The organism is Advenella sp. (assembly GCF_052108595.1).
In the GTDB taxonomy this organism is placed as follows: Bacteria; Pseudomonadota; Gammaproteobacteria; order Burkholderiales; family Burkholderiaceae_B; genus Advenella.
Window position 1 is genome coordinate 42,158 of sequence record NZ_JBQEAU010000008.1, and the last position, 20,957, is coordinate 63,114.

The window sequence follows — 20,957 nt, forward strand, 5'->3', positions numbered from 1 at the left end:
GAATTGTGAAACCGCATCATGCGTTCATAATTTTAATTTTATTCTTATTTTGATAATCTGATTGTTATGCTGCTCATACCAGCCATTGATTTGAAGGACGGACGTTGTGTCCGCCTGCGCCAGGGGGACTTGCAGGATGCCACCATTTTTTCCGAAGACCCGGTTACCGTCGCGGAACAATGGTATGACCAGGGCGCAAGACGCCTGCATCTGGTCGACCTGAACGGGGCCGTCGCTGGCAAGCCCAAAAACGAAGATGTGATCAGGGCCATCGTGCGGGCCGTCGGAGACGACATCCCGGTGCAGATTGGCGGTGGCATCCGCGATCTGGATACCATTGAACGGTATCTGGATTTCGGCATCGAATATGTCATTATCGGGACGGCGGCGGTGAAGGATCCTGGCTTTCTGCAGGATGCCTGCAGCGCTTTTCCGGGCAACATCATTGTGGGGCTCGATGCCAGGGATGGCAAGGTTGCGACCGATGGGTGGAGCAAACTGACCAAGCACGATGTGCTCGATCTTGGCCGCAAGTTCGAAGACTACGGCGTTGAGTCCATTATCTACACCGATATCGGCCGCGACGGCATGTTGAGTGGCGTCAATATCGAAGCCACGGTGCGTCTGGCCCAGCATGTCAGGATTCCGGTCATTGCCTCGGGCGGCGTCACGGACCTGACAGATATCGAAGCTTTGTGCGAGGTCGAACAGGACGGCGTCGAAGGCGTTATTCTGGGCCGCAGCATCTACGAAGGCACGCTGGATTTTCAAGCGGCACAGGAAATGGCTGACGAGCTGAACGGGGACGAGCAGGAGTGACACATTCTACGGCTGCCGCGCACACCCTGACCACCCGCGTCATACCGTGCCTTGATGTAACGGCCGGGCGCGTCGTCAAGGGCGTGAATTTTGTCCAGTTGCGTGATGCCGGTGACCCGGTGGAAATCGCAAGGCGCTACAATGAACAGGGGGCCGACGAACTCACTTTCCTGGACATTACGGCTACCAGTGATGGCAAGGATCTAACCTTGTCCATGATAGAGCAGGTGGCATCGGAAGTGTTTATTCCGCTCACGGTCGGTGGTGGAGTGCGGGCGCTGCCCGACGTGCAACGCCTGCTCAATGCCGGCGCCGACAAGGTATCTATTAATAGTGCGGCTGTGAATGAACCCGAGTTGGTGCGTGCCTGCGCCGATTATTACGGTTCACAGTGCATTGTGGTGGCTGTGGATGCGCGCCGGGTCTCGGCGCCAGGTGAGCCGCCGCGCTGGGAAGTGTTTACCCATGGCGGGCGCAAGCCCACGGGCATCGACGCTGTTGCCTGGGCCGTACGCATGGCCCGCTATGGTGCCGGTGAATTATTGATTACCAGCATGGATCAGGACGGCACGCAAGCGGGGTTTGACCTGCAGCTGACCCGAACCATTTCCGATGCTGTGGCGGTGCCGGTCATCGCCTCCGGCGGGGTTGGCAATTTGCAACATCTTTGCGACGGTGTTAACGAAGGCCGCGCCAGCGCGGTGCTGGCCGCCAGCATATTCCATTACGGCGATTACAGTATCGCGCAGGCCAAGGCGTATATGGCCGAACACGGGATACAGGTCAGGAACACTCAATGAACTGGATAGATGACGTAGTATTCGACGCGGACGGCCTGGTGCCTGCTATCGCGCAGGACTGGCAAAGTGGCCGGATTCTGATGGTTGCCTGGATGACTCGCGAGGCGCTTCAGGAAACCGCGGAAACCGGCAGAGCCGTCTATTGGTCGCGGTCGCGCAAGCGGCTCTGGCGCAAGGGCGAAGAGTCGGGCAATACCCAGCGGGTGTGTTCGCTGCGTCTCGATTGCGATGGAGACGTCATACTGCTTACCGTTGAGCAGCAGGGCGGCGTGGCCTGCCATACAGGCCGCGAGAGTTGTTTTTTTCGCGAACTCACCGGCAGTGCGGATGCACGGCAATGGCAGATAACCGATGCGGTGCTCAAGGATCCGCAGAGTATGTACAAATGACGCAAGATACCCTTCCGGCACCCACTACCGATATTCTGGTTCGTTTGGCCGATGTGTTGGAAACGCGCAGGCCACAGGCCGGCGGTGATTCACAATCGTCATATACCGCCAAATTGCTGGCGCGTGGGCCCGACGCTTTTCTCAAGAAAATCGGAGAGGAAGCAACCGAACTGGTGATGGCCGCCAAAGACGGCGTACCCGAGCGGATTGTGTCTGAAACGGCTGATTTGTGGTTTCACTGTCTGGTCGCGCTAACCCATTATGGGCTTCGACCTGAAGATGTACTGGCCGAGCTGGCACGCCGCGAAGGCCTGTCCGGGCTTGAGGAAAAGGCAGCGCGTAGTCATGAAGGCGCCGATAGCGCGCCGGACCGCAGTGCATAACTGCGATTACGGTCATGATATTTCCCTATTGATTCGCCAATTAATTGGTATAGTATGCGTATTCACGCAATCTGATTTCAGGAGTAAAACATGGGCAGTCTAAGTATCTGGCACTGGTTGATCGTACTGGTCATTGTCGCCCTCATTTTCGGTACCAAAAAGCTGCGCAACGTAGGCGAAGATCTGGGCGGTGCAGTCAAGGGATTCAAAAAAGGCGTCAAGGATGCCAACGAAGAAGCCGATTCGTCCAAAGACGATGGGCTCAATCGCAAGGTAGCCGACACGCAGGATCCTGCACGGCCCGACACGGCTGCGCGCTCCAACCCGGATGCGATCGACGTGCAGGCTCGCGACAAGTCTGAGTAAATACGTCGTGCCGACGGTCGGCATCAGCTGCGGCATACCCCGCCGATCTTCTTGAAAAGTAGCAAGTATGTTTGGTTTAAGTTTCGGAGAGCTGTTCGTTATCGGTGTTGTGGGGCTCATTGTGATCGGCCCCGAACGCCTGCCTACGGTCGCCCGTACGTTGGGCCATCTGGTGGGTCGTGCGCAGCGCTACGTGAGCGATGTCAAAAGCGATATTCAGCGGGAAGTGGATATCCAGGAAATTGCTAAAATCAAAGAAGAAATGCAGTCTGCGGTCAGCGACGTCAAATCGTCGGTCGAAGATACTGCGAGCGCCTTGCGCAACCCGGTCAATGCCCTGCGGGATGACCTGGAGCGTACAGGCAATTCGCTACGCGATAGCGTTAGTCCGAACACCACGGCAACACAACAAAGCGAATCAGACACCACAGCCGCAGGCAATCTTGCGGCTGATACACAGGCTGATGCCACCGGGGCCGACGCCGATTCATCGAAAAGGGTTGCGCCAGCCGCCGCGTCCACGGTGGCCGGTCCGCAATCGACTACAGCAGGGGTTGCAGACCTGATGGCGCCGCTGGCAGAGCCTCCTGTCGAGCCTGCTGTTGGCGCCGATGCGACGGCCGCAGGCAAAACAGCGACCGCAGCTGTCGGCCCCTCGTCTGTTGACAAGTCTGCCCCCCAGGCTGCGCAGAAGACTGCTTCACCCTTGCCTGCCGCGGCTGATCGGCCCGATGTCAAATCCACAGAAGCCGATGCACCTGCTTCTGCCGTTACCCGTTCCGATAAGCATTCCTGATGGCCAATCCAATTCTTCCTCCCGACAACGCGCAGGAAAGTCTGCCTGAAGACAGCTTTTTTTCCCATCTGATCGAATTGCGTACGCGCTTGATCAGGGCGCTACTGGCCGTGATCGGACTCTTTGCCATTCTGTGTATCTATCCTGGTACGGGCGCGGTCTACGATTTCATTGCCCAGCCCATGATTGCGTCGTGGCCGGCCGGCAACCGGATGATCGCCACCGGCGTGATCACGCCGTTTCTGGTTCCGCTTAAAGTAACGCTGCTGCTTGCGTTCATGATTGCCCTGCCTTACGTGCTGCACCAGGCCTGGGCTTTTATCGCGCCGGGCCTGTATCGCCATGAGAAACAGTTGGCCATGCCGCTGGTTGTCTCCAGCACGATGCTGTTCTTTTTCGGGATGGCATTCTGCTACTACATTGTTTTCCATACCGTCTTTCATTTCATCGCCATGGTCTCGCCCGAGTCTATCAATTTCGCGCCTGATATCGAGGCGTATCTTGGCTTTGTGATGACCATGTTCCTGGCTTTTGGCGTCACGTTTGAAGTGCCTATTGTCGTTGTCGTGCTGGTCAGTACCGGCATGATTTCAGTGGACAAGCTCAAGGCAATGCGCGGCTATGTCGTTGTCGGGGCCTTTGTGGTGGCGGCGGTGGTGACGCCGCCCGATATCATGTCGCAATTTCTGCTGGCGGTTCCCTTGTGCCTGTTGTTTGAGCTGGGGCTGTTTGCCGCGCGCTTTGTCAAAATCAGCAAATTGGATCAGCAGGAATCAGAATCTGAAGAGTAGGGCGATCTGCCTGTACGGGCGCGATGGCCCCTAGCGGTACACCGGTCGTGGTCGAAGCCGCATAGGCGGTGCCGGCCGTGCGCAGCGGCGGTGCAGGCAGAGGACCTGCGGCAGCCGTCGTATTACAGCGGGGTATTGCAGTTTTCTGGCGCGATAACGGCGTGGCGCAGATCGCTCCTGTTGATGCTGTCGCGCCTCTCTTGGTCGTTTCTACTTTCTCTTATTCTTCTTTCTTACTTTCGCTTTCCCTCCTGCGGTCTCTGTCGTTTCCACGCTACGGCTTTGTCCGGGCAGCTGTTCACCCGCTGTGCGTATCATCCCTAGCATTCAGTCATCCCGCTGTCATCCATTTCAGACTATTGAATTTTCTGCGTGCAATGCGATCCTCATTGCTGCGTTGGTGCGCGGCAGACGCAGTGGTGTCACGGGTGCGGCAAGCGAGCACGGTGGAGCTCATGGATGATGGCCAGCGGCTGCGATTCGCGCGTTGGTATTGTTTTGATGCGGCCGGCAGGATGAAGGTGACGTGACAGGAAGTGTGCGGCAGAAGGATACGGCCGGACCGCCTGTCTGCCGTATCGGTCGCGATCAGTTGGTGGTGCTTACCTGCGGCCGTTTACCCAGCGTTACGATGAAGTCGTGCTTTTTGCCGCCGCGCAAAACGGTGAAGGTGACTTTGGATTGGGGCGCAAATTCGGCGATTTTGTTCAGCAAATGATCGGTGCCGGGAATGTCTTCGCCATTGGCCGCCAGCAGGATGTCGCCAACCAGCAGGCCAGCCTGTCCGGCCGGACCATTCGGGGCCAGTGTGGCAATAATCACCCCATTGGTGTTTTTCAGATTGAACGCCCTGGCCAGATCGGTGGTGATGTCCTGTGGCTCTATGCCAAGCCAGCCGCGCGAAACGCTGCCGGTCTTGATGATTTCGTACATGATGCGCATGGCGGTATCGGCCGGCGTGGCAAAGCCGATGCCCAGCGAGCCACCGGCAGCCGATTCGGTATAGATGGCCGTGTTTATGCCGATCAGATCGCCGCGTGTATTGATCAGTGCTCCGCCGGAGTTGCCCGGATTGATGGCGGCATCGGTTTGAATGAAATTTTCATAGGTATTGATTCCCAGGCCGGTACGACCCAGCGCCGATACAATACCCATGGTGGTTGTCTGGCCCACGCCGAACGGGTTGCCGATTGCCAGGACCACATCGCCGATCCGTGGCGTATTGCCGGCGTTGTAGTGGATGACCGGCAGGTCGGGAAGATCGGCCTTGAGCACAGCCAGATCCGTATCGGGGTCGGTGCCGATCAGTTTGGCAGGGGCCTTGCGCCCGTCTGCCAGGCCCACTTCAATGGAATCGGCCGCTTCGATCACGTGATAGTTGGTCAGAATATAGCCCTTGTCCGAGGCGATAACACCAGAACCCAGATTGGTGGGCCCCATTGTGTTCAGATCCTTGTTATCCTTGATAAAGGGTTTGAGCGCAGGAACATCCGGCAAGTTTTTGAAAGGCGATTCGATGTTCTTTGTGGTATAGATATTCACAACGGAAGGCGTGGCAGCGGCAACGGCCGAGGTAAAGCTCAGGCTCTCGTCGGCTGATGTAAGCACCGTGGCGGGCGGAACGCGTGGACTGTCGCTGGCGCCAGGCGTCAGCCAGCCCGGGCGCAATGTTGTAATGGTGAATACCAACGCCAGGCAGACGGTGATCGCCTGAGATAACAGTAACCAAAAACGATACATAGGAAAACGTCGTGAATAAAATTTTCGTGCAGGATTTGCTGGGCTGGCTGGACCAGCAACTACAACCAGCCCTCTTTCAAGATTATGCACCAAACGGGCTGCAGGTGCAGGGTAAGGCCGAAATAAAAAAGGTGATTACGGGCGTTACTGCCTCGGCGAGACTGTTGCAAATTGCTGCAGACAAAGGCGCCGATGCCGTTCTTGTTCATCACGGATGGTTCTGGAAAGGCGAGAATCCCTGTGTGGTCGGCAGTAAATATCATCGCATGCAATTGGCGATAAGGCATGGCTTGAACATCATTGGCTACCATTTGCCGCTGGATGCGCACCCGGAATGGGGCAACAATGCGCAATTGGCAAGGATTCTGGGCCTTATTCCCGATCGGGCCGAGGACGGCAGCGGACAGCCGGTCGTATTTGGCAGAGGCGGTTTGATCTGGTCGGGCACATTGCCGCCCGGTCTGCGTACGCTGGGCGATCTGGGTGCGCAAATTGAATCGGCCCTGGAGCGGCATCCGTTGCTTATAGGCAACAGTGAGCAGCCGTTGCAGCGTATTGCCTGGTGCACCGGTGGCGCCCAGGGCATGTTCGAAGAGGCGATTGCGCGCGGGGTGGATGTCTATCTGACCGGAGAGGCGTCGGAACAGGTCTATCATCAGGCGATGGAATCGGGCGTGGCCTATATTGGCGCCGGCCATCATGCGACCGAGCGCTATGGTGTTCAGGCGCTGGGGCAGGCTGTAGCAGCGCGCTTCGGCCTGGATGTAGAGTTCGTGGATCTGCCCAACCCCGTGTAGCGCAGCGCGTCAGTGATGGCTGGGACACGCATATTCTCCGTGGTCACAGTGACAGATGCCGCCGTGCAGCTTGTCCCTTTGCCTGCCATGGCAATCCGAATGAAATGCTGCCGGATAAAAAAACAACATCTGCGATTGATCACAGATGTTGTTTTTTTACTGCAGGTCTTGCCGTTAGGGTCAGGCCTCAGGAGCCGAGGCCTGCGGTGACAATGAGCGTAGCAGGTCAGACCGTAGGTTTCTGACGCAGCAGATCGCGGATCTCTTTGAGCAGGGCGACATCGGCCGGATCGGCGGCAGCTTCGGCCTCTTTTTCTCGTTCAAAGGTGGCGCGCGCTTTGGCAACGGCTTTGACCAGGCAGAAGACAACCAGTGCCAATAAGATGAAATTAAGGAAGATTGTGAGAAAATTGCCATAGCCCAGCAAGATGGCGCCGGCTTTGCTCATGGCTTCGTAGGTGCGTGCTCCAGCATAGCCAGCAGGCTCGGATAAGACAATGAATTTATTGGCAAAATCAACAGACCCACCGAGGATGAAATTGATCAAGGGCATGATGACGTCTTTCACTAAAGAGTCAATGATCTTTCCGAAAGCGGCGCCGATAATCACACCAACCGCCAGATCAATCATGTTGCCTTTGACTGCAAACTCTTTGAACTCGTTTATAAAACCTTTACTCATGATTATGTCCTTTTTCCCACGCCCGGCACGGGCACCGGTATATAATAAACGGTTGCCAAATTATGTACACATAAAATATAGTAAATTTTAGTACCTTGAGTGTATCAACAAGGATGGATAATGAGTCAGGATTCTATACAGCAGTATGATAATCAGGGGCCCGCTACGCCAGCGGTGCTTCCCTCTGATCCGCAAAGACGCTTCTGGCTGGGTACAGCCTGTGCGGTCGGTGGTGTGGCAGGAGTGGCAACGGCCGTTCCCTTTGTAGCATCAATGAACCCGTCCGATCGGGCCAAAGCAGCTGGTGCGCCAGTGGAAATCGCGTTGGGCGGCATTGCCCCAGGCGGCATGATCACCGCCGAATGGCAGGGCAAGCCGGTGTGGGTCATCCGCCGTACGCAGGCCATGATTGACGGGCTGACCAAAAACGATTCGCACCTTGCCGATCCAAAGTCCGAGCGTCCTGACTACACCCCCGATTTTGCCAAGAACGAAGGCCGTTCACGCAAGCCGGAATGGTTTATTTGCGTTGGTATCTGCACACACCTGGGCTGTTCTCCTTCACCCCGTTTCGCCATCGGCGGTTCCGAGGGTATGGGTGCCGACTGGGAAGGCGGCTTTCTTTGCCCTTGCCATGGTTCCCATTTTGATCTGGCCGGCCGGGTTTTCAAAAATCAGCCCGCGCCTGACAATCTTCTCATTCCCCCTTATTACTTTATCGACGATAACACCATTATGGTCGGTTTAGAAAAAGCGGAAGGCTGATCCCAATGATCCGTCTGATCTCTTGCCTAGTTAGAAAAGGAGCCCTGTAAAATGGCTGGCGAAAAAGTTGTCGAAACGACAGGATTGTTGGGTTGGGTTGATCGGCGTTTCCCACTGACAAGTCTGTGGAAAGCCCATCTGTCCGAGTATTACGCACCCAAAAACTTCAATTTCTGGTATTTCTTCGGATCACTGGCTCTGCTGGTTCTGGTTATCCAGATCGTGACCGGTATTTTCATGGTCATGCACTACAAACCCGATGCCGCCCTGGCGTTCACATCGGTGGAATACATCATGCGCGAAGTGCCGTATGGCTGGATCATCCGCTATATGCACTCTACCGGCGCTTCCATGTTCTTTGTGGTCGTGTATCTGCACATGTTGCGTGGCCTGTTCTACGGCTCTTATCGTAAACCGCGCGAACTGGTCTGGATCTTCGGCGTGGCCATTTTCCTCTGTCTGATGGCGGAAGCCTTCTTCGGTTATCTGCTGCCATGGGGTCAAATGTCATTCTGGGGCGCCCAGGTGATTGTGAATCTGTTCTCCGCTATTCCTTATGTCGGTCCTGACCTGTCCATCTGGATTCGTGGCGACTTCGTCGTATCCGATGCCACACTCAACCGCTTCTTTGCTTTCCACGTGATTGCCATTCCGCTGGTGCTCATTGGTCTGGTCGCTGCCCACCTTATCGCCCTGCATGAAGTTGGCTCGAACAACCCGGACGGCATTGAAATCAAAGAGAAGAAAGATGCCAGCGGTCGTCCGCTGGACGGCATTCCCTTTCATCCGTACTATTCCGTACACGATCTGATGGGCGTTGTCGGTTTTCTCATTGTTTTTGCCGCAATCATGTTCTTTGCGCCAACCATGGGTGGTTACTTCCTGGAAGCCAATAACTTCCTGCCGGCCGATGCATTCAAGACACCGCCGCATATTGCGCCTGTCTGGTATTTCACGCCGTTCTACTCCATGCTGCGTGCAACAACAGATGAATTTACCTGGGTGCTGGTTGCCCTGGCGCTGATCTTTGCCGTAGGCCTGCTGTTTAGCAAAAATCTCAAGGGTGTCTGGAAAATCATTTTCCCGGTTATTCTGGTGCTGGTTGCGGTTGCCCTGCGTGTCTACGATGCGAAATTCTGGGGTGTGGTTATTATGGGTGGCACCGTGGTCATCCTGGGTTTCATGCCTTGGCTTGATCATTCCCCGGTCAAATCAATCCGCTACCGTCCAGGCTGGCACAAGCTGGTGTATGCGGTATTCCTGATCAACTTCGTGATCCTGGGCATCATTGGTACGAAGGCGCCAGGTCCTGTCCTGAATATTATTTCTCAAGTGGGTACACTGATTTACCTGGTTTTCTTCCTGTTCATGCCAATCTGGAGCCGGCTGGGCACGTTCAAGAAAGTCCCTGATCGTGTGACCTTCCATCCCCACTAAGTTGAAAAATACAGGAATGAACATGTTTAAAAAGTTAATAGGCGCATTGTTATTGGTCGTCACTTTTGCCACTCCTGTCCTGGCCGCCGAAGGCGGCATGGAGTGGGATCGTGCCCCCAACCGTGTCAATCATCTGCCTTCTTTGCAAAATGGCGCGAAGCTTTTCGTCAACTACTGTCTGAATTGTCACAGTGCCAATGCCATGCGCTACAACAAGCTCACGGAACTTGGCCTGACCGAAGAGCAGATCAAGGAAAACTTGCTGTTTACCGGCGATAAGGTCGGTGAACTCATGCACGTTGCCATGAGCCCGGCTGACGCCAAAGCCTGGTTTGGTGCAGCTCCGCCTGACCTGTCGGTCATGGCGCGCGCCAAGGCTGCCAATATGGGCCAGGACGGTACTGACTACATCTACACCTACCTGCGTACGTTCTACCGCGATGCGTCCCGTCCTTTGGGCTGGAACAACCTGCTGTTCCCGAACGTAGGTATGCCGCATGCCATGTGGAACCTGCAAGGGCCGCGCGAACTGGAAACTGTCGACATCCATCCTGTGGAAAAAGACGGCAAGCAGGAATGGCGCAAGATCATCACGAAAGTGGACTCCGAAGGCTTCAAGTCTGTCGTGAGCGACGAGCCCCTGCCTGAGTATCATGGCAGTGCATCGTCACACTCGACACTGAAGTATCTGGATCCATCCAAACAGGCGCAGTTTGATAACGACGTTGCTGACCTGACCGCATTTCTGGGCTGGATGTCCGAGCCGGAACAACTGCTGCGCAAGAAGGTGGGCGTATGGGTGCTGTTGTTCCTCGGACTGTTCTTTATCGTTGTCTGGAGGCTGAACGCGTCTTACTGGAAACACGTTAAGTAAGCGTTGTCGGTGGCAGTCGGGGGGAGTGCAAAACCCTCCCTTTGTTGCCGATGTCAGAACCACTGTGATTCGGGTCAGTGCTTGTTGTATGATGGCACTGACCTTTTCTTTTTTTTATTTTTTGCGGGAGACTGCACACCATGATGGTGCTATATTCTGGAACCACGTGTCCATTTTCTCAACGCTGCCGTTTCGTCCTATACGAAAAAGGCATGGACTTTGAGGTTCGTGATATTGACCTGTTCAACAAGCCCGAGGATATCTCGGTCATGAACCCCTACGGTCGCGTGCCCATCCTGGTAGAGCGCGACCTGATTCTGTACGAATCCAATATTATCAATGAGTACATTGACGAGCGTTTTCCGCATCCTCAACTGATGCCTGCTGACCCGGTCATGCGCGCGCGTACCCGCTTGTTCCTGCATAATTTTGAAAAAGAGCTGTTTGTTCACGTTGGGGTGCTGGAAGATCGTTCTGCCCGTTCCGACGAGAAGAAGCTGGAAAATGCCCGCCGCATGATCCGCGACCGTCTGTCTCAGTTAGCGCCATTGCTGATCAAAAATCGCTACATGCTGGGTGAAGAGTTCTCCATGCTGGATGTGACCATGGCGCCGCTGCTGTGGCGTCTGGACCATTACGGTATCGAGTTGCCCAAAAATGCAGCGCCGATCCAGAAATACGCTGAGCGGATTTTCTCGCGCCCGGCATATATCGAGGCCTTGACGCCGTCAGAAAAGGTGATGCGTCGCTGATCCATTCCGGGACAGTTAACACAGCCGCAGACAAAAGGAAAGTGAATGGAAAAACCATCTACCAAACCATATCTGTTGCGTGCCTGGCATGAGTGGTGTACCGATGCCGGCTACACCCCTCATCTGGTGGTCCATGTCGATGCGGCCTGCCAGGTACCCAGGGAGTTTATCCGTGATGAACGCATTACTTTGAATGTGGGCGCCATGGCAACCAATCGCCTGATCATGGGCAATGACTGGATCGAGTTTCAGGCAAGATTTGGCGGGTCTTCGCGGCAAATTTCCGTCCCCGTGGCGCGCGTCGAAGCGATTTATGCACGCGAGACACAGGAAGGGATGCAGTTCGAGGTCGAAGAGTACGATTTGACCGACATGGGTTCCGATGCGCATGATCCGTCATCGCCAGACGACGATCCTCCACCGTCGCCCACACCGAAAGAAAAGGCGCCCTGGCTTAAGGTAGTCAAGTAACCAGGTCGCCCTGGTCGGCAGTGGCCAGTGCTGGCGCCATGCCATGGCCAGGCCCGTGCAAACTGTGCAGGCAACGGTCCGGATGGCGTTTTTGCAGCTAAAACAAGACATGAATGTGACTTTTTTGACCCTGTATGTCGTAAAACTGGACTTTTCCCGCCAGCTTCACATATAATCTTTCTTTCGCCGGTTTAGCTCAGTTGGTAGAGCAGCTGATTTGTAATCAGAAGGTCGAGGGTTCAACTCCTTTAACCGGCACCAGAATTTCAAACGCCCCGTCTTCAGTCATGCCCTTGGTATGTTGATTGCGGGGCTTTTGTTTTGGCCAGCCAAAAACGGGTGCTTTGTGGGCTAAGGTTTTATTTTATCGGCGGCCTGCCAGAAGATATCGCTTCGTCCTGCACACTGATTCAGAACCCGGGCGATCACGAACAGGCAATCGGATAGCCGGTTCAGATAATGTCGGGCCGCGTCGCTGACAGGTTCGGCAGCATTGACGGCGACCACGCTGCGTTCGGCGCGCCGACAGACGCTGCGGCATACATGTGCCTGCGCAGCCGCCACGCAGCCGCCGGGCAGGATGAATTCGCGCAATGGGGGTAGGGTCGTATGATACGTTTGCACCGCCTGCTCCAGCATCGTGACGTGATCTTCGGCCAGCGCGGTATAGCCCGGCACGCTAAGCTCTGCGCCCAGATCAAACAGTCGGTGCTGCACCTGTTGCAGCAATTGGATAATGTCTTGCTGCAGGGACGGTTCAGCCAGGAGCAGCCCAAGCTGGCTGTTGAGTTCGTCTACATCGCCGATAGCCTGAATGCGGATACTGTTTTTGGAGATACGCGAACCGTCACCCAGGCCGGTGGTGCCATCGTCGCCGGTTTTGGTAATGATTGAAGTTAGTCGGTCGTTCATGGTGCTCAGAAGCTCCTTTTGATGAGTGAAGACACATTGCCTATATCCTTATCGCGCAACCTGGGCAGTTCGTAGTTCATCTGCAGCTGCATCCACAATTGCGCTGTGCCTGCGCCGGCTTTTTCCAGACGCGGCGCCATATCAGGACTCACGCCATGATGGCCGTTGAGCAGCCGCGATAACGTTAATCGGGACACGCCAAGCCGGGCGGCCGCCTCGGTGATATCCAGGCCTGAAGGTTCGATGACATCTGTTCGAATCAACTGGCCTGGATGAGGGTGTTTTTTCATCATAAAGAATCCCTTTTCAGTGGTAATCCACAGAATTGATCAGCTGCACATCAGTCCCAATAAATCGGAAGATAACGCGCCAGTTTGCGCTAACGGTGATCGCAAAATAGCTCTGCCATTGGCTTTAGAATGGATGTAGTCTCAGTCCTGGCAGGCTCAGACATTGTGGCGAATCTGCTGCATCACGGTAAGCCAGCAACGGATGCGGCCTGTTCGTGTGAGAAGCCAGCGCTTCTTTGGCGGAGCCTGTTTTGTACAGGATTTGCCGTCCTTTATGTTTGAATAAGACGAACATGTGGGTTTACGAAGATATTTTTATTGTGTCGTAATCATAATCACGGCACAAGTTTCAGAACCAACAAGTTTGGCGTATATTATGCAGTTATGCAATTGGGAAATTTTGCCCTGTCGTGGATCTGTATTGCGATGCAGGCTAAGTGCCTCGCAGCCTGAAGCGCCATGTAACGACTGAAACGTACCCTTTTCGTCGGACACGGTCTTTTGCCCTAAAATGAAGGTTGAAATGCAAACACCGGAGATGCGCATGAAAAAGTCAATTGCAACTGTGATGTTGGGGCTGGCCGCAGCCATGGCTGTCACCAGCGTCGCTCACGCCCAGGAAACGGGGCGGGGCAGCGGAGAAGTGCGCCGCATTCAACCTGAACAGGGCAAGATTGCCATCAAGCAGGACGCCATCAGCGATCTGAAGTTGCCGGCCATGACGCTGTCCTACAAGATCGATGCCGCGCTGCTCAAGGATATCAAGCCTGGTGATTCGGTCAGTTTTACTGCCGAACGGGTCGGCAAGGACTACGTCATCAAGGAAATCAGCAACTAGCCTGAAGACCTTGCCGGGGGCGTTGGTCGTGGCAATGGCTCGTTGTACGCCAGTGCAGTATCCAGACAGACGCCGCAGTTTAAAGCGGTGCAGGCAGCGCAGGGCAGGCACAGAAGAGCGAAAGTGCTTTGGGTGTGAGCGCGTGTGCTTGTGCCCGCAGACCCCGGTAAAATCCTCTATCGGCGTATTCTGCAATAACCACCCTGTTCATTTTCCAGTCTGCCGCGAGTCCTGCGTGATGTGCAGATCATCGGGCCAATGTACGCGAGCCAGTGGCTGATGCAAAAAAAGGTGCAGGACTCATATGAGTGCCTGCACCTTTTCGTTTTCAGCCGTATTGCCGACTGCAATTGCTTACAGTACGTAGCGTGCCAGATCCTGGCTGCTGGCGGCTTCTTCCAGCTTGCTGTTGACATAGGCGGCGTCGATTTTGACGACTTTGCCGCTGCTGGTGGTCGCATCGAATGACAGATCTTCCAACAGTTTTTCCATGACGGTATAAAGTCGACGTGCACCGATGTTTTCGGTGCGCTCGTTGACGTCAAAAGCCAGTTCCGCCAGGCGATGGATGCCTTCGTCAGTAAAATCCAGTGCTACGTCTTCGGTGGCCATCAACGCGGTGTACTGCTTGGTCAGGGACGCATCGGTGTCTGACAGAATGCGGACGAAGTCGGCGGTGTTCAGCGAATCGAGCTCTACCCGGATGGGGAAGCGGCCCTGCAATTCGGGGATCAGGTCCGAAGGACGGGACAGGTGAAATGCGCCCGAGGCGATGAACAGAATGTGATCTGTACGCACCATGCCGTATTTGGTATTGACGGTCGTGCCTTCTACCAATGGCAGCAGGTCGCGCTGCACACCCTGGCGGGAAACATCGCCACCGCTGTTTTCTTGACGGGTCGCGATCTTGTCGATTTCATCGAGAAAGACGATGCCCTGCTGCTCGGCGTTTTTTACCGCAGCGGTACGGATTTCCTCTTCATTGACCCGTTTGGCGGCTTCTTCGTCCACCAGTAGCTTGAAGGCGTTTTTGATGGTCATTTTCGACGTCTTTTTTTTCTCCCGACTCAGACCAGCAAACATGCCCTTGAGCTGCTCGGTCATGTCTTCCATGCCCGGTGGCGCCATGATTTCCATTTGCGGCATGGCTTGGTTCACTTCGATTTCAATCTCTGTGTCATCCAGCTGTCCTTCGCGCAGTTTCTTGCGAAAGGTCTGGCGGGCAGTATTTTCCTGACGCAGCGGTTCGCCGTTGCTGTCGCGCGGTGGCGCTACCAGAACGTCCAGGATCCGGTCTTCTGCTGCATCTTCGGCCTGGGTCCGCACCCTGCGTGTTTCCATCTCACGGGTCTGCTTGATGGAGATCTCGACCAGATCACGAATAATGGTGTCGACATCGCGACCGACATAACCCACTTCAGTGAATTTGGTGGCCTCGATCTTGATGAACGGGGCATTGGCCAGCTTGGCCAGGCGCCGTGCGATCTCTGTTTTGCCGACCCCGGTGGGGCCAATCATGAGAATATTCTTGGGGTGAATTTCGTTGCGCAAGGGCTCGGGCACCTGCTGGCGACGCCAGCGGTTGCGCAGGGCAACGGCGACAGATTTTTTTGCCTTGTTCTGTCCGACAATGTTTTTGTCCAGTTCAGAGACAATTTCTTTGGGGGTCATGACACTCGCTGACATTCTGATATTTCCGATTAGAGTGTTTCAACAATATGGTTGCTGTTGGTGTAAATGCACAGATCGCCTGCAATTTCCAGGGACTTTTTGACGACCACATCAGGCGCCAGGTCGGTATTTTGCAATAGCGCCAGGGCTGCTGACTGTGCATAGGCGCCACCGGAGCCGATGGCAGCGATGCCGTTTTCGGGTTCCAGTACGTCGCCGTTTCCGGTCAAAATAAGGGTGTGTTCGGCATCCGCCACGATCAGCATGGCTTCGAGCCGGCGCAATATGCGATCGGTGCGCCAGTCGCGGGTCAGTTCGACCGCAGAGCGCATCAGGTTGCCTTGGTGTTTTTCAAGCTTGGCTTCGAAGCGTTCCTGAAGCGTAAAGGCGTCGGCCGTCGCACCTGCGAAGCCGGCCAGAATTTTATCGTGGTATAAGCGGCGGATTTTGCGGGCAGTGCCTTTGATGACAATATTGCCCAGAGTGACCTGGCCATCGCCGCCGAGCGCGACCTGATTGCCGCGTCGGGCACAGACGATGGTAGTAGCGTGAAATTGTTCCATAGAGCCTTCCTGTTGTTTCCCTAGTTAGATAGGGGCGGCACAGAAAGATTTCAAGGAACCCGGATCAATTAATTAATCACCGTACATTTTCTGGCGTTTTTCGCGCCGTTCCTGGGCTTCCAGCGACAAAGTGGCGGTTGGACGGGCCAGCAGACGGCGCAGGCCGATAGGTTCGCCGGTTTCTTCGCACCAGCCGTAGTCACGCGACTCGATATGGGCAAGCGATTGCTGTACTTTCTTGAGCAGCTTGCGTTCGCGATCCCGGGTGCGCAATTCCAGTGCGTGTTCCTCTTCAATCGTGGCGCGGTCGGCCGGATCAGGCACGAACTGGGTTTCACGCAGATTTTCGGTGGTTACGCCTGCATTATTGATGATCTCGTCTTCCAGGCGCTTTAAGCGGTCGCGGAAAAACGCCAGTTGCTCATCGTTCATATAGTCAGATTCGGGCATGGCGAGCAGTTGCTCTTCAGTCAGAAGAGGGGCTTGCGTTGTTGCATCTGTTTTTTTAGCTGCCTTAGCCATAAAACACTCCATATATCACTTCAATAATGTTGAATATAGCGCACAATGGATTGAGATTGCGTGATCACATGTGTGCGCAATATGATGCTTCAGTGTCCGCTATTTCTGTACCAGACACTGGTTCAGCCCGTTAAGGATGACATCCTTGGGCAATTTACGGCCAATAAACACCATGGTGTTGGAGGGCTTCTCCTTAGGCCCCCATGGTTTACCGGGTTCTGCACCCATTAGCATGTGCACACCCTGGAAGATCATGCGCTGGCGCATACCTTTCATGTAGAGAATCCCTTTGTAACGATACAGGTCGGGACCGAACACCTGCACGACACCGCTTAAGAACTCTTCAAGACGTTCCGGTATGAACGGTTTTTCGGATTTGAAGACAAAGGCACCGATTTCATCATCATGGTGAGCGTGATGATGATCGTGATGGTGGTGGTCGTGGTCGTGATGTTCGCCATGCGCGTGGCCGTGATCATGATCGTGCCCATGATCGTGCGCCGCATCGGGGTGTTCTTCTTTCAGAAACTCGGGATCAATGTCAAGAATGGTATTCAGGTTAAAGCCGCTGATGTCCAGTACCTTATTGATATCGATTTGGCCAAATTGAACCGGCATGATTTCGGCGCGCGGGTTCATATGCAGCAACCGATGGCGCAGGGCGCTGTATTCCTGGTCTGTGACCAGGTCTTTCTTGGACACCAGGATGCGATCGGCAAACCCGACCTGTTTTTGGGCTTCAGGCTGGGTGTCCAGCGTTTCCATGCCGTGCTTGGCATCGACCACCGTAATCACGGCATCGAGCCGATAGAAAGCGGCGACGCTGTCGTCCATGAAGAATGTCTGGCAAACCGGGCCGGGGTTGGCTACGCCGGTGGTTTCGATCACCACGCGTTCGAATTTCAACTCGCCTTTCTGATGGCGAATTTTAAGATCGTTGAGCGTGTTCAGCAGATCGCCGCGAACAGTGCAGCAGACGCAGCCGTTGGACAACTCGATAATCTGCTCGTCGCTATCCTGCACCAGAAGTTCATTATCTATGCTTTCCGGTCCGAATTCATTTTCGATGACGGCGATGCGGTTGCCGTGATATTCGGTCAGGATGCGTTTCAGGAGTGTGGTTTTACCTGCCCCCAGAAAACCGGTAAGAACGGTGACAGGGATCATTTTATCTGCTTGTGCTTGCGTTTTGGTCATAGCGTTTTAAACGTCTTACCGGCAACAGAAACCGGCCGGTTCTAAAAAGACGTTCCTAAAGTCAATCGCAGGATTACATCATAGCTTTGCGAAAGTCGCAAACGTTAATTGTTTCTCGAAGAAAATAAACCTCAATACTGAGGATAAACCCTAAGATCTTGATTTGTGTAATGAAATTTACATTCTGGTATGCCTGGCAATAATAATGGATGTTCATCGGCCGCCTCTTGCGAAAGAGGGTGGCGATATTGTGTCTTACTCGCGCCTATTTCCGAACGCCTGTTCCGTGCAATCGGCCTGTTTATTCCGCAAGGGCGGGTTAGCGTCGGTTTCAGCCAGGGCAGCCGTGTTGCGGTGGGCTGCCGGTTTCAATCATGGGGCCGAGGCCGTTTCGTCCTGTTTTTGGCTGCAGTCTTTGCACATGGCGCGCAATTCGGTTTCGCTTGTTGTCTGAATGAAACCGGCTGCATGTATCATGTCCTGCAACTGGTGGCTGATAAGCGGGGCGCTCAGTTCGGCGACCTTGCCGCAACGCGTGCAGACAATCAACAGGTCGTGGTGGTGACCCGATACGTCCTGGCAGGCGGTCCAGGCATTGACGGCATCCAGTCGGTGGATCAGGCCTTCTTCAACCAGGAAATCCAGGGCGCGGTAGACCGTGGGAGGCTTGGCCTGCGGATACAGCTGCTTCATGGCCTCCAGCAGTTCGTAGGCTTTCAGGCTGCGGCCTGCTTCCAGCAACAGGGTGAGCACGTGCTGGCGAATCGGTGTCAGGCGGGTGCCGCGTTGTTCGCAATGGCGAATGGCTTCCAGCAACTGATAGGCCACAGAGTGGGCATGGGCGCCATGCTGGTGCATCTGTTCCGGGTGATCTGTATCGGGTGGCGTTCTGGGGGTCATGTGACAGGCAATCGTTGAGCGGGGATGGTTGGAATGATACTGCCATCGCCAGCGAGGAGGAAGTTTTCAGGCTATTTTAGGCCATTTCAGCGCCTAATTTGTGTATTATGATATAACATATCATTTTGGAAGAATGGTGCGGCAGGGATAAGGATGCCGGCGGCACGCAATTGAGGGTGCGGCCGCAGAGCGTTCAGGCAGTTGCAGCGTAGGTGTAATTCAGCGCAGTGTATTCAATGCTGTTTAAGGGACGCTCGGGCAGTTTTTACTCAGACGTACGACCGCTAACCCATCCGGCTGATCCATCCATTAACATATTCGTTAAATCAGACAACTATGCACAATGATATCCTGTTCCCGACCTTGCGGCGCGTCTATCCCACAGTGACAGGGATGCCTTTTGTCGAGCAGGCGCGCGCCCAAGCTGCTGATACCGTACCGGCGGCATCCGTCGCAGGCCGGCGTGGTTCGTTTTCTTCAACTGGCGACGCATTGCGCATGCCGGCCGATTCAACTTCCACGGTTTTTCTGGCATCAGCCGTTGGCAGGCTGGGGCCCGTGCTGGGCGTCATCCTGCTGTTATGGGGCCTGATCGCCTGGTCGGCCGGCTGGCTGGGCGCGATTGCCGGCTGATTGCCCGCATCCGCACTTTCCGATTCTTACTGACACTATGCCCATGCCCTCCGCGACAAACAGCGCCTGTGTTGACCGTCCCGTTGCAGCGGCGTCAACCGCGGCCAGGCCAGTGATTCGGCTTGACGATGTGACCGTAGGCTGGAATGGGGTGTCGGCGCTCAGCGGCGTGACGGGCACCTTTGTAGAGGGCTCACTGACAGCGATCCTGGGCCCCAATGGCGCCGGTAAATCGACACTGCTCAAGACAGTAACAGGGCAACTGACGGCGCGCACCGGCAGGGTAACGATCCACGATCCTTTCCGGGGCGGTATTTCCCTGCTGCCGCAAATCAGCGAAATTGATCGCAGCTTTCCAATTACCACCTATGATCTGGTCTCCATGGGGGCCTGGCGCCGCGTGGGCGCCTTCCGGCGCTATGACAAGGGCGAGCGCCAGCGCATTCATGACGCGCTGGCCACCGTCGGGCTGACAGATAAATCCCGCGACCTGATTTCCAGCCTGTCCGGCGGACAAATGCAACGTGCGCTGTTTGCCCGTCTTATCGTGTGCGATGCGCCGGTCATGATCCTGGACGAGCCTTTTACTGCTGTCGATGAGGGAACCTGCGACTTGCTGCTGCAGATTCTCCTGGATTGGCATCGCGAAGGGCGCACCGTGCTGGTGGTGCTGCATGATGCTGCGCTTGTGCGCCAGTGCTTTCCCCAAACGCTGCTGTTGGCGCGGCAGGTTGTGGGCTGGGGCGACACCGCCAGCGTTCTGACCGAAGCCAATCTGGACCAGGCCCGCTCGCTGGCGCTGGGAGGGTTCTGATGATCGAGGCGGTTGTTGCGGCGCTGCTTACGCCTTTTACCGAATTTGCGTTTATGAGCCGGGCCTTGTTCGGTTCGATATTCGTGTCGCTGGCCGCGGGGCCGCTGGGGGTATTTTTGATTTTGCGGCGCATGAGCCTGATGGCCGATTCCATGTCGCACGCCATTTTGCCCGGCGTGGCGGTGGCATTTCTGCTGGCCGGCGTTTCCATGACGGCAATGCTGGTCGGTGGCCTGGCTACCGGTTTGCTGGTTGCCGTGCTTGCAGGGAGCGTGGCCCGCTCAACCGGCCTGAAAGAGGACGCCAGTTTTGCCGCTTTTTACCTGATATCACTGGGCCTTGGTGTGTTGTTGATTTCTCTGAAGGGCTCCAATCTGGACCTATTGCACGTGCTGTTCGGCACTGTGCTGGGGCTCGATGACAGTCATCTGGTTTTCATCATGTGCGTCTCCAGTGTGACGCTGGTTGTGCTTGCGCTGATGTACCGGCCGCTGGTCATCGAGTGTCTTGATCCGGCTTTTCTGAAAATGGAAGGTGGAGGCGGCTCGCTGGTTCATGGCGGCTTTCTGATTCTGCTGGTGGTCAATCTGGTGGCCGGCTATCAGGTCATGGGCACTCTGTTGGTGGTGGGGATGATGATGCTGCCGGCCGCTGCTGCGCGCTTCTGGGGGCGTACGCTGGGCTGGCAGCTGGTCCTGGCTGTGTGTCTGGGCGTTGTGGCCTCTTATATCGGCCTGGTGCTGTCCTATCACTTC

At 55.3% G+C, this 20,957-nt stretch carries 26 protein-coding genes and 1 tRNA gene; 18 read left to right on the forward strand and 9 right to left on the reverse strand.

Features of this window, described 5'->3' with window-relative positions; all coding sequences use genetic code 11:
• The first annotated feature begins 66 nt into the window (after positions 1-66).
• The 7 genes from hisA (at position 67) to tatC (ending at position 4,344) form a co-directional block, all read left to right on the forward strand.
• Positions 67-819 (forward strand): 1-(5-phosphoribosyl)-5-[(5-phosphoribosylamino)methylideneamino]imidazole-4-carboxamide isomerase, encoded by a 753-nt coding sequence (gene hisA / locus ACTIKR_RS02585; RefSeq protein ID WP_193090197.1) that lies wholly within the window; start codon positions 67-69, stop codon positions 817-819.
• Complete coding sequence (gene hisF / locus ACTIKR_RS02590; protein ID WP_193090198.1) at positions 816-1,619, forward strand: imidazole glycerol phosphate synthase subunit HisF; 804 nt, start codon at positions 816-818, stop codon at positions 1,617-1,619. The genes hisA and hisF overlap by 4 nt, the downstream gene beginning before the upstream one ends.
• Positions 1,616-2,008 carry a phosphoribosyl-AMP cyclohydrolase gene (gene hisI, locus ACTIKR_RS02595; protein WP_193090199.1) on the forward strand — a complete coding sequence of 131 codons (393 nt, stop codon included), beginning with the start codon at positions 1,616-1,618 and terminating at the stop codon, positions 2,006-2,008. The genes hisF and hisI overlap by 4 nt, the downstream gene beginning before the upstream one ends.
• Positions 2,005-2,391 (forward strand): phosphoribosyl-ATP diphosphatase, encoded by a 387-nt coding sequence (locus tag ACTIKR_RS02600; protein WP_442327083.1) that lies wholly within the window; start codon positions 2,005-2,007, stop codon positions 2,389-2,391. The genes hisI and ACTIKR_RS02600 overlap by 4 nt, the downstream gene beginning before the upstream one ends.
• A 90-nt stretch (positions 2,392-2,481) precedes the next feature.
• On the forward strand, positions 2,482-2,757 hold the full coding sequence (gene tatA, locus ACTIKR_RS02605) for a Sec-independent protein translocase subunit TatA (RefSeq protein WP_193090201.1): 276 nt from the start codon (positions 2,482-2,484) through the stop codon (positions 2,755-2,757).
• 67 nt (positions 2,758-2,824) lie between these two features.
• A complete protein-coding gene (gene tatB, locus ACTIKR_RS02610; protein ID WP_193090202.1) occupies positions 2,825-3,553 on the forward strand; it encodes a Sec-independent protein translocase protein TatB in 729 nt (242 codons plus the stop codon).
• Complete coding sequence (tatC, locus tag ACTIKR_RS02615) at positions 3,553-4,344, forward strand: twin-arginine translocase subunit TatC (protein WP_442327084.1); 792 nt, start codon at positions 3,553-3,555, stop codon at positions 4,342-4,344. The genes tatB and tatC overlap by 1 nt, the downstream gene beginning before the upstream one ends.
• 588 nt (positions 4,345-4,932) lie before the next feature.
• On the opposite strand, the gene ACTIKR_RS02620 is transcribed toward tatC, so the two are convergent.
• Positions 4,933-6,084 carry a S1C family serine protease gene (locus tag ACTIKR_RS02620; protein WP_193090204.1) on the reverse strand — a complete coding sequence of 384 codons (1,152 nt, stop codon included), beginning with the start codon at positions 6,082-6,084 and terminating at the stop codon, positions 4,933-4,935.
• Positions 6,085-6,095: 11 nt separating this feature from the next.
• Between ACTIKR_RS02620 and ACTIKR_RS02625 the strand changes: the two genes are divergently transcribed.
• Positions 6,096-6,881 (forward strand): Nif3-like dinuclear metal center hexameric protein, encoded by a 786-nt coding sequence (locus tag ACTIKR_RS02625; RefSeq protein WP_370540257.1) that lies wholly within the window; start codon positions 6,096-6,098, stop codon positions 6,879-6,881.
• Positions 6,882-7,107: 226 nt separating this feature from the next.
• On the opposite strand, the gene mscL is transcribed toward ACTIKR_RS02625, so the two are convergent.
• On the reverse strand, positions 7,108-7,563 hold the full coding sequence (gene mscL / locus ACTIKR_RS02630; protein WP_193090205.1) for a large conductance mechanosensitive channel protein MscL: 456 nt from the start codon (positions 7,561-7,563) through the stop codon (positions 7,108-7,110).
• A gap of 120 nt (positions 7,564-7,683) precedes the next feature.
• Here mscL and petA point away from each other — a divergent pair, with 120 nt between their 5' ends.
• From petA to ACTIKR_RS02660, 6 genes are all read left to right on the forward strand, one after another.
• Positions 7,684-8,328 (forward strand): ubiquinol-cytochrome c reductase iron-sulfur subunit, encoded by a 645-nt coding sequence (petA, locus tag ACTIKR_RS02635; RefSeq protein ID WP_193090206.1) that lies wholly within the window; start codon positions 7,684-7,686, stop codon positions 8,326-8,328.
• A gap of 51 nt (positions 8,329-8,379) precedes the next feature.
• Positions 8,380-9,765 (forward strand): cytochrome b, encoded by a 1,386-nt coding sequence (locus ACTIKR_RS02640; RefSeq protein WP_193090207.1) that lies wholly within the window; start codon positions 8,380-8,382, stop codon positions 9,763-9,765.
• A gap of 22 nt (positions 9,766-9,787) precedes the next feature.
• A complete protein-coding gene (locus tag ACTIKR_RS02645; protein WP_193090208.1) occupies positions 9,788-10,639 on the forward strand; it encodes a cytochrome c1 in 852 nt (283 codons plus the stop codon).
• Positions 10,640-10,779: 140 nt separating this feature from the next.
• A complete protein-coding gene (locus tag ACTIKR_RS02650; protein ID WP_014749335.1) occupies positions 10,780-11,391 on the forward strand; it encodes a glutathione S-transferase N-terminal domain-containing protein in 612 nt (203 codons plus the stop codon).
• A gap of 45 nt (positions 11,392-11,436) precedes the next feature.
• Positions 11,437-11,862: a ClpXP protease specificity-enhancing factor gene (locus ACTIKR_RS02655; RefSeq protein ID WP_193090209.1), complete on the forward strand. Its 426-nt coding sequence runs from the start codon at positions 11,437-11,439 to the stop codon at positions 11,860-11,862.
• 185 nt (positions 11,863-12,047) lie between these two features.
• Positions 12,048-12,123, forward strand: a tRNA-Thr gene (locus ACTIKR_RS02660).
• Between the two features lie 90 nt (positions 12,124-12,213).
• Here the strand turns inward: ACTIKR_RS02660 and ACTIKR_RS02665 are convergent.
• Together ACTIKR_RS02665 and ACTIKR_RS02670 are read right to left on the reverse strand one after the other, a co-directional pair.
• Positions 12,214-12,774 (reverse strand): cob(I)yrinic acid a,c-diamide adenosyltransferase, encoded by a 561-nt coding sequence (locus ACTIKR_RS02665; protein ID WP_193090210.1) that lies wholly within the window; start codon positions 12,772-12,774, stop codon positions 12,214-12,216.
• Between the two features lie 5 nt (positions 12,775-12,779).
• Complete coding sequence (locus ACTIKR_RS02670) at positions 12,780-13,067, reverse strand: HigA family addiction module antitoxin (protein ID WP_442327085.1); 288 nt, start codon at positions 13,065-13,067, stop codon at positions 12,780-12,782.
• A gap of 541 nt (positions 13,068-13,608) precedes the next feature.
• Between ACTIKR_RS02670 and ACTIKR_RS02675 the strand changes: the two genes are divergently transcribed.
• On the forward strand, positions 13,609-13,902 hold the full coding sequence (locus ACTIKR_RS02675; RefSeq protein ID WP_193090212.1) for a copper-binding protein: 294 nt from the start codon (positions 13,609-13,611) through the stop codon (positions 13,900-13,902).
• A gap of 354 nt (positions 13,903-14,256) precedes the next feature.
• On the opposite strand, the gene hslU is transcribed toward ACTIKR_RS02675, so the two are convergent.
• The 5 genes from hslU to ACTIKR_RS02700 all read right to left on the reverse strand — a co-directional run bounded on the left by hslU (position 14,257) and on the right by ACTIKR_RS02700 (position 18,713).
• A complete protein-coding gene (gene hslU, locus ACTIKR_RS02680; protein WP_193090213.1) occupies positions 14,257-15,588 on the reverse strand; it encodes an ATP-dependent protease ATPase subunit HslU in 1,332 nt (443 codons plus the stop codon).
• 14 nt (positions 15,589-15,602) lie between these two features.
• Positions 15,603-16,136 (reverse strand): ATP-dependent protease subunit HslV, encoded by a 534-nt coding sequence (gene hslV, locus ACTIKR_RS02685; RefSeq protein WP_193090214.1) that lies wholly within the window; start codon positions 16,134-16,136, stop codon positions 15,603-15,605.
• Between the two features lie 72 nt (positions 16,137-16,208).
• Positions 16,209-16,658, reverse strand: a complete 450-nt coding sequence (dksA, locus tag ACTIKR_RS02690) for an RNA polymerase-binding protein DksA (RefSeq protein ID WP_128395925.1) — start codon at positions 16,656-16,658, stop codon at positions 16,209-16,211.
• Positions 16,659-16,757: 99 nt separating this feature from the next.
• A complete protein-coding gene (locus ACTIKR_RS02695; protein ID WP_442327086.1) occupies positions 16,758-17,855 on the reverse strand; it encodes a CobW family GTP-binding protein in 1,098 nt (365 codons plus the stop codon).
• Positions 17,856-18,227: 372 nt separating this feature from the next.
• A complete protein-coding gene (locus ACTIKR_RS02700) occupies positions 18,228-18,713 on the reverse strand; it encodes a Fur family transcriptional regulator (protein ID WP_370540259.1) in 486 nt (161 codons plus the stop codon).
• Positions 18,714-19,091: 378 nt separating this feature from the next.
• Between ACTIKR_RS02700 and ACTIKR_RS02705 the strand changes: the two genes are divergently transcribed.
• From ACTIKR_RS02705 to ACTIKR_RS02715, 3 genes are all read left to right on the forward strand, one after another.
• Entirely contained in the window at positions 19,092-19,388 is a 297-nt protein-coding gene (locus tag ACTIKR_RS02705; RefSeq protein ID WP_193090217.1) for a hypothetical protein, read from the forward strand.
• 37 nt (positions 19,389-19,425) lie between these two features.
• Complete coding sequence (locus tag ACTIKR_RS02710) at positions 19,426-20,202, forward strand: metal ABC transporter ATP-binding protein (RefSeq protein WP_193090218.1); 777 nt, start codon at positions 19,426-19,428, stop codon at positions 20,200-20,202.
• Positions 20,202-20,957, forward strand: a 756-nt coding sequence (locus ACTIKR_RS02715) for a metal ABC transporter permease (protein ID WP_442327087.1), incomplete at its 3' end; no start/stop codon positions are given. The genes ACTIKR_RS02710 and ACTIKR_RS02715, both read left to right, overlap by 1 nt.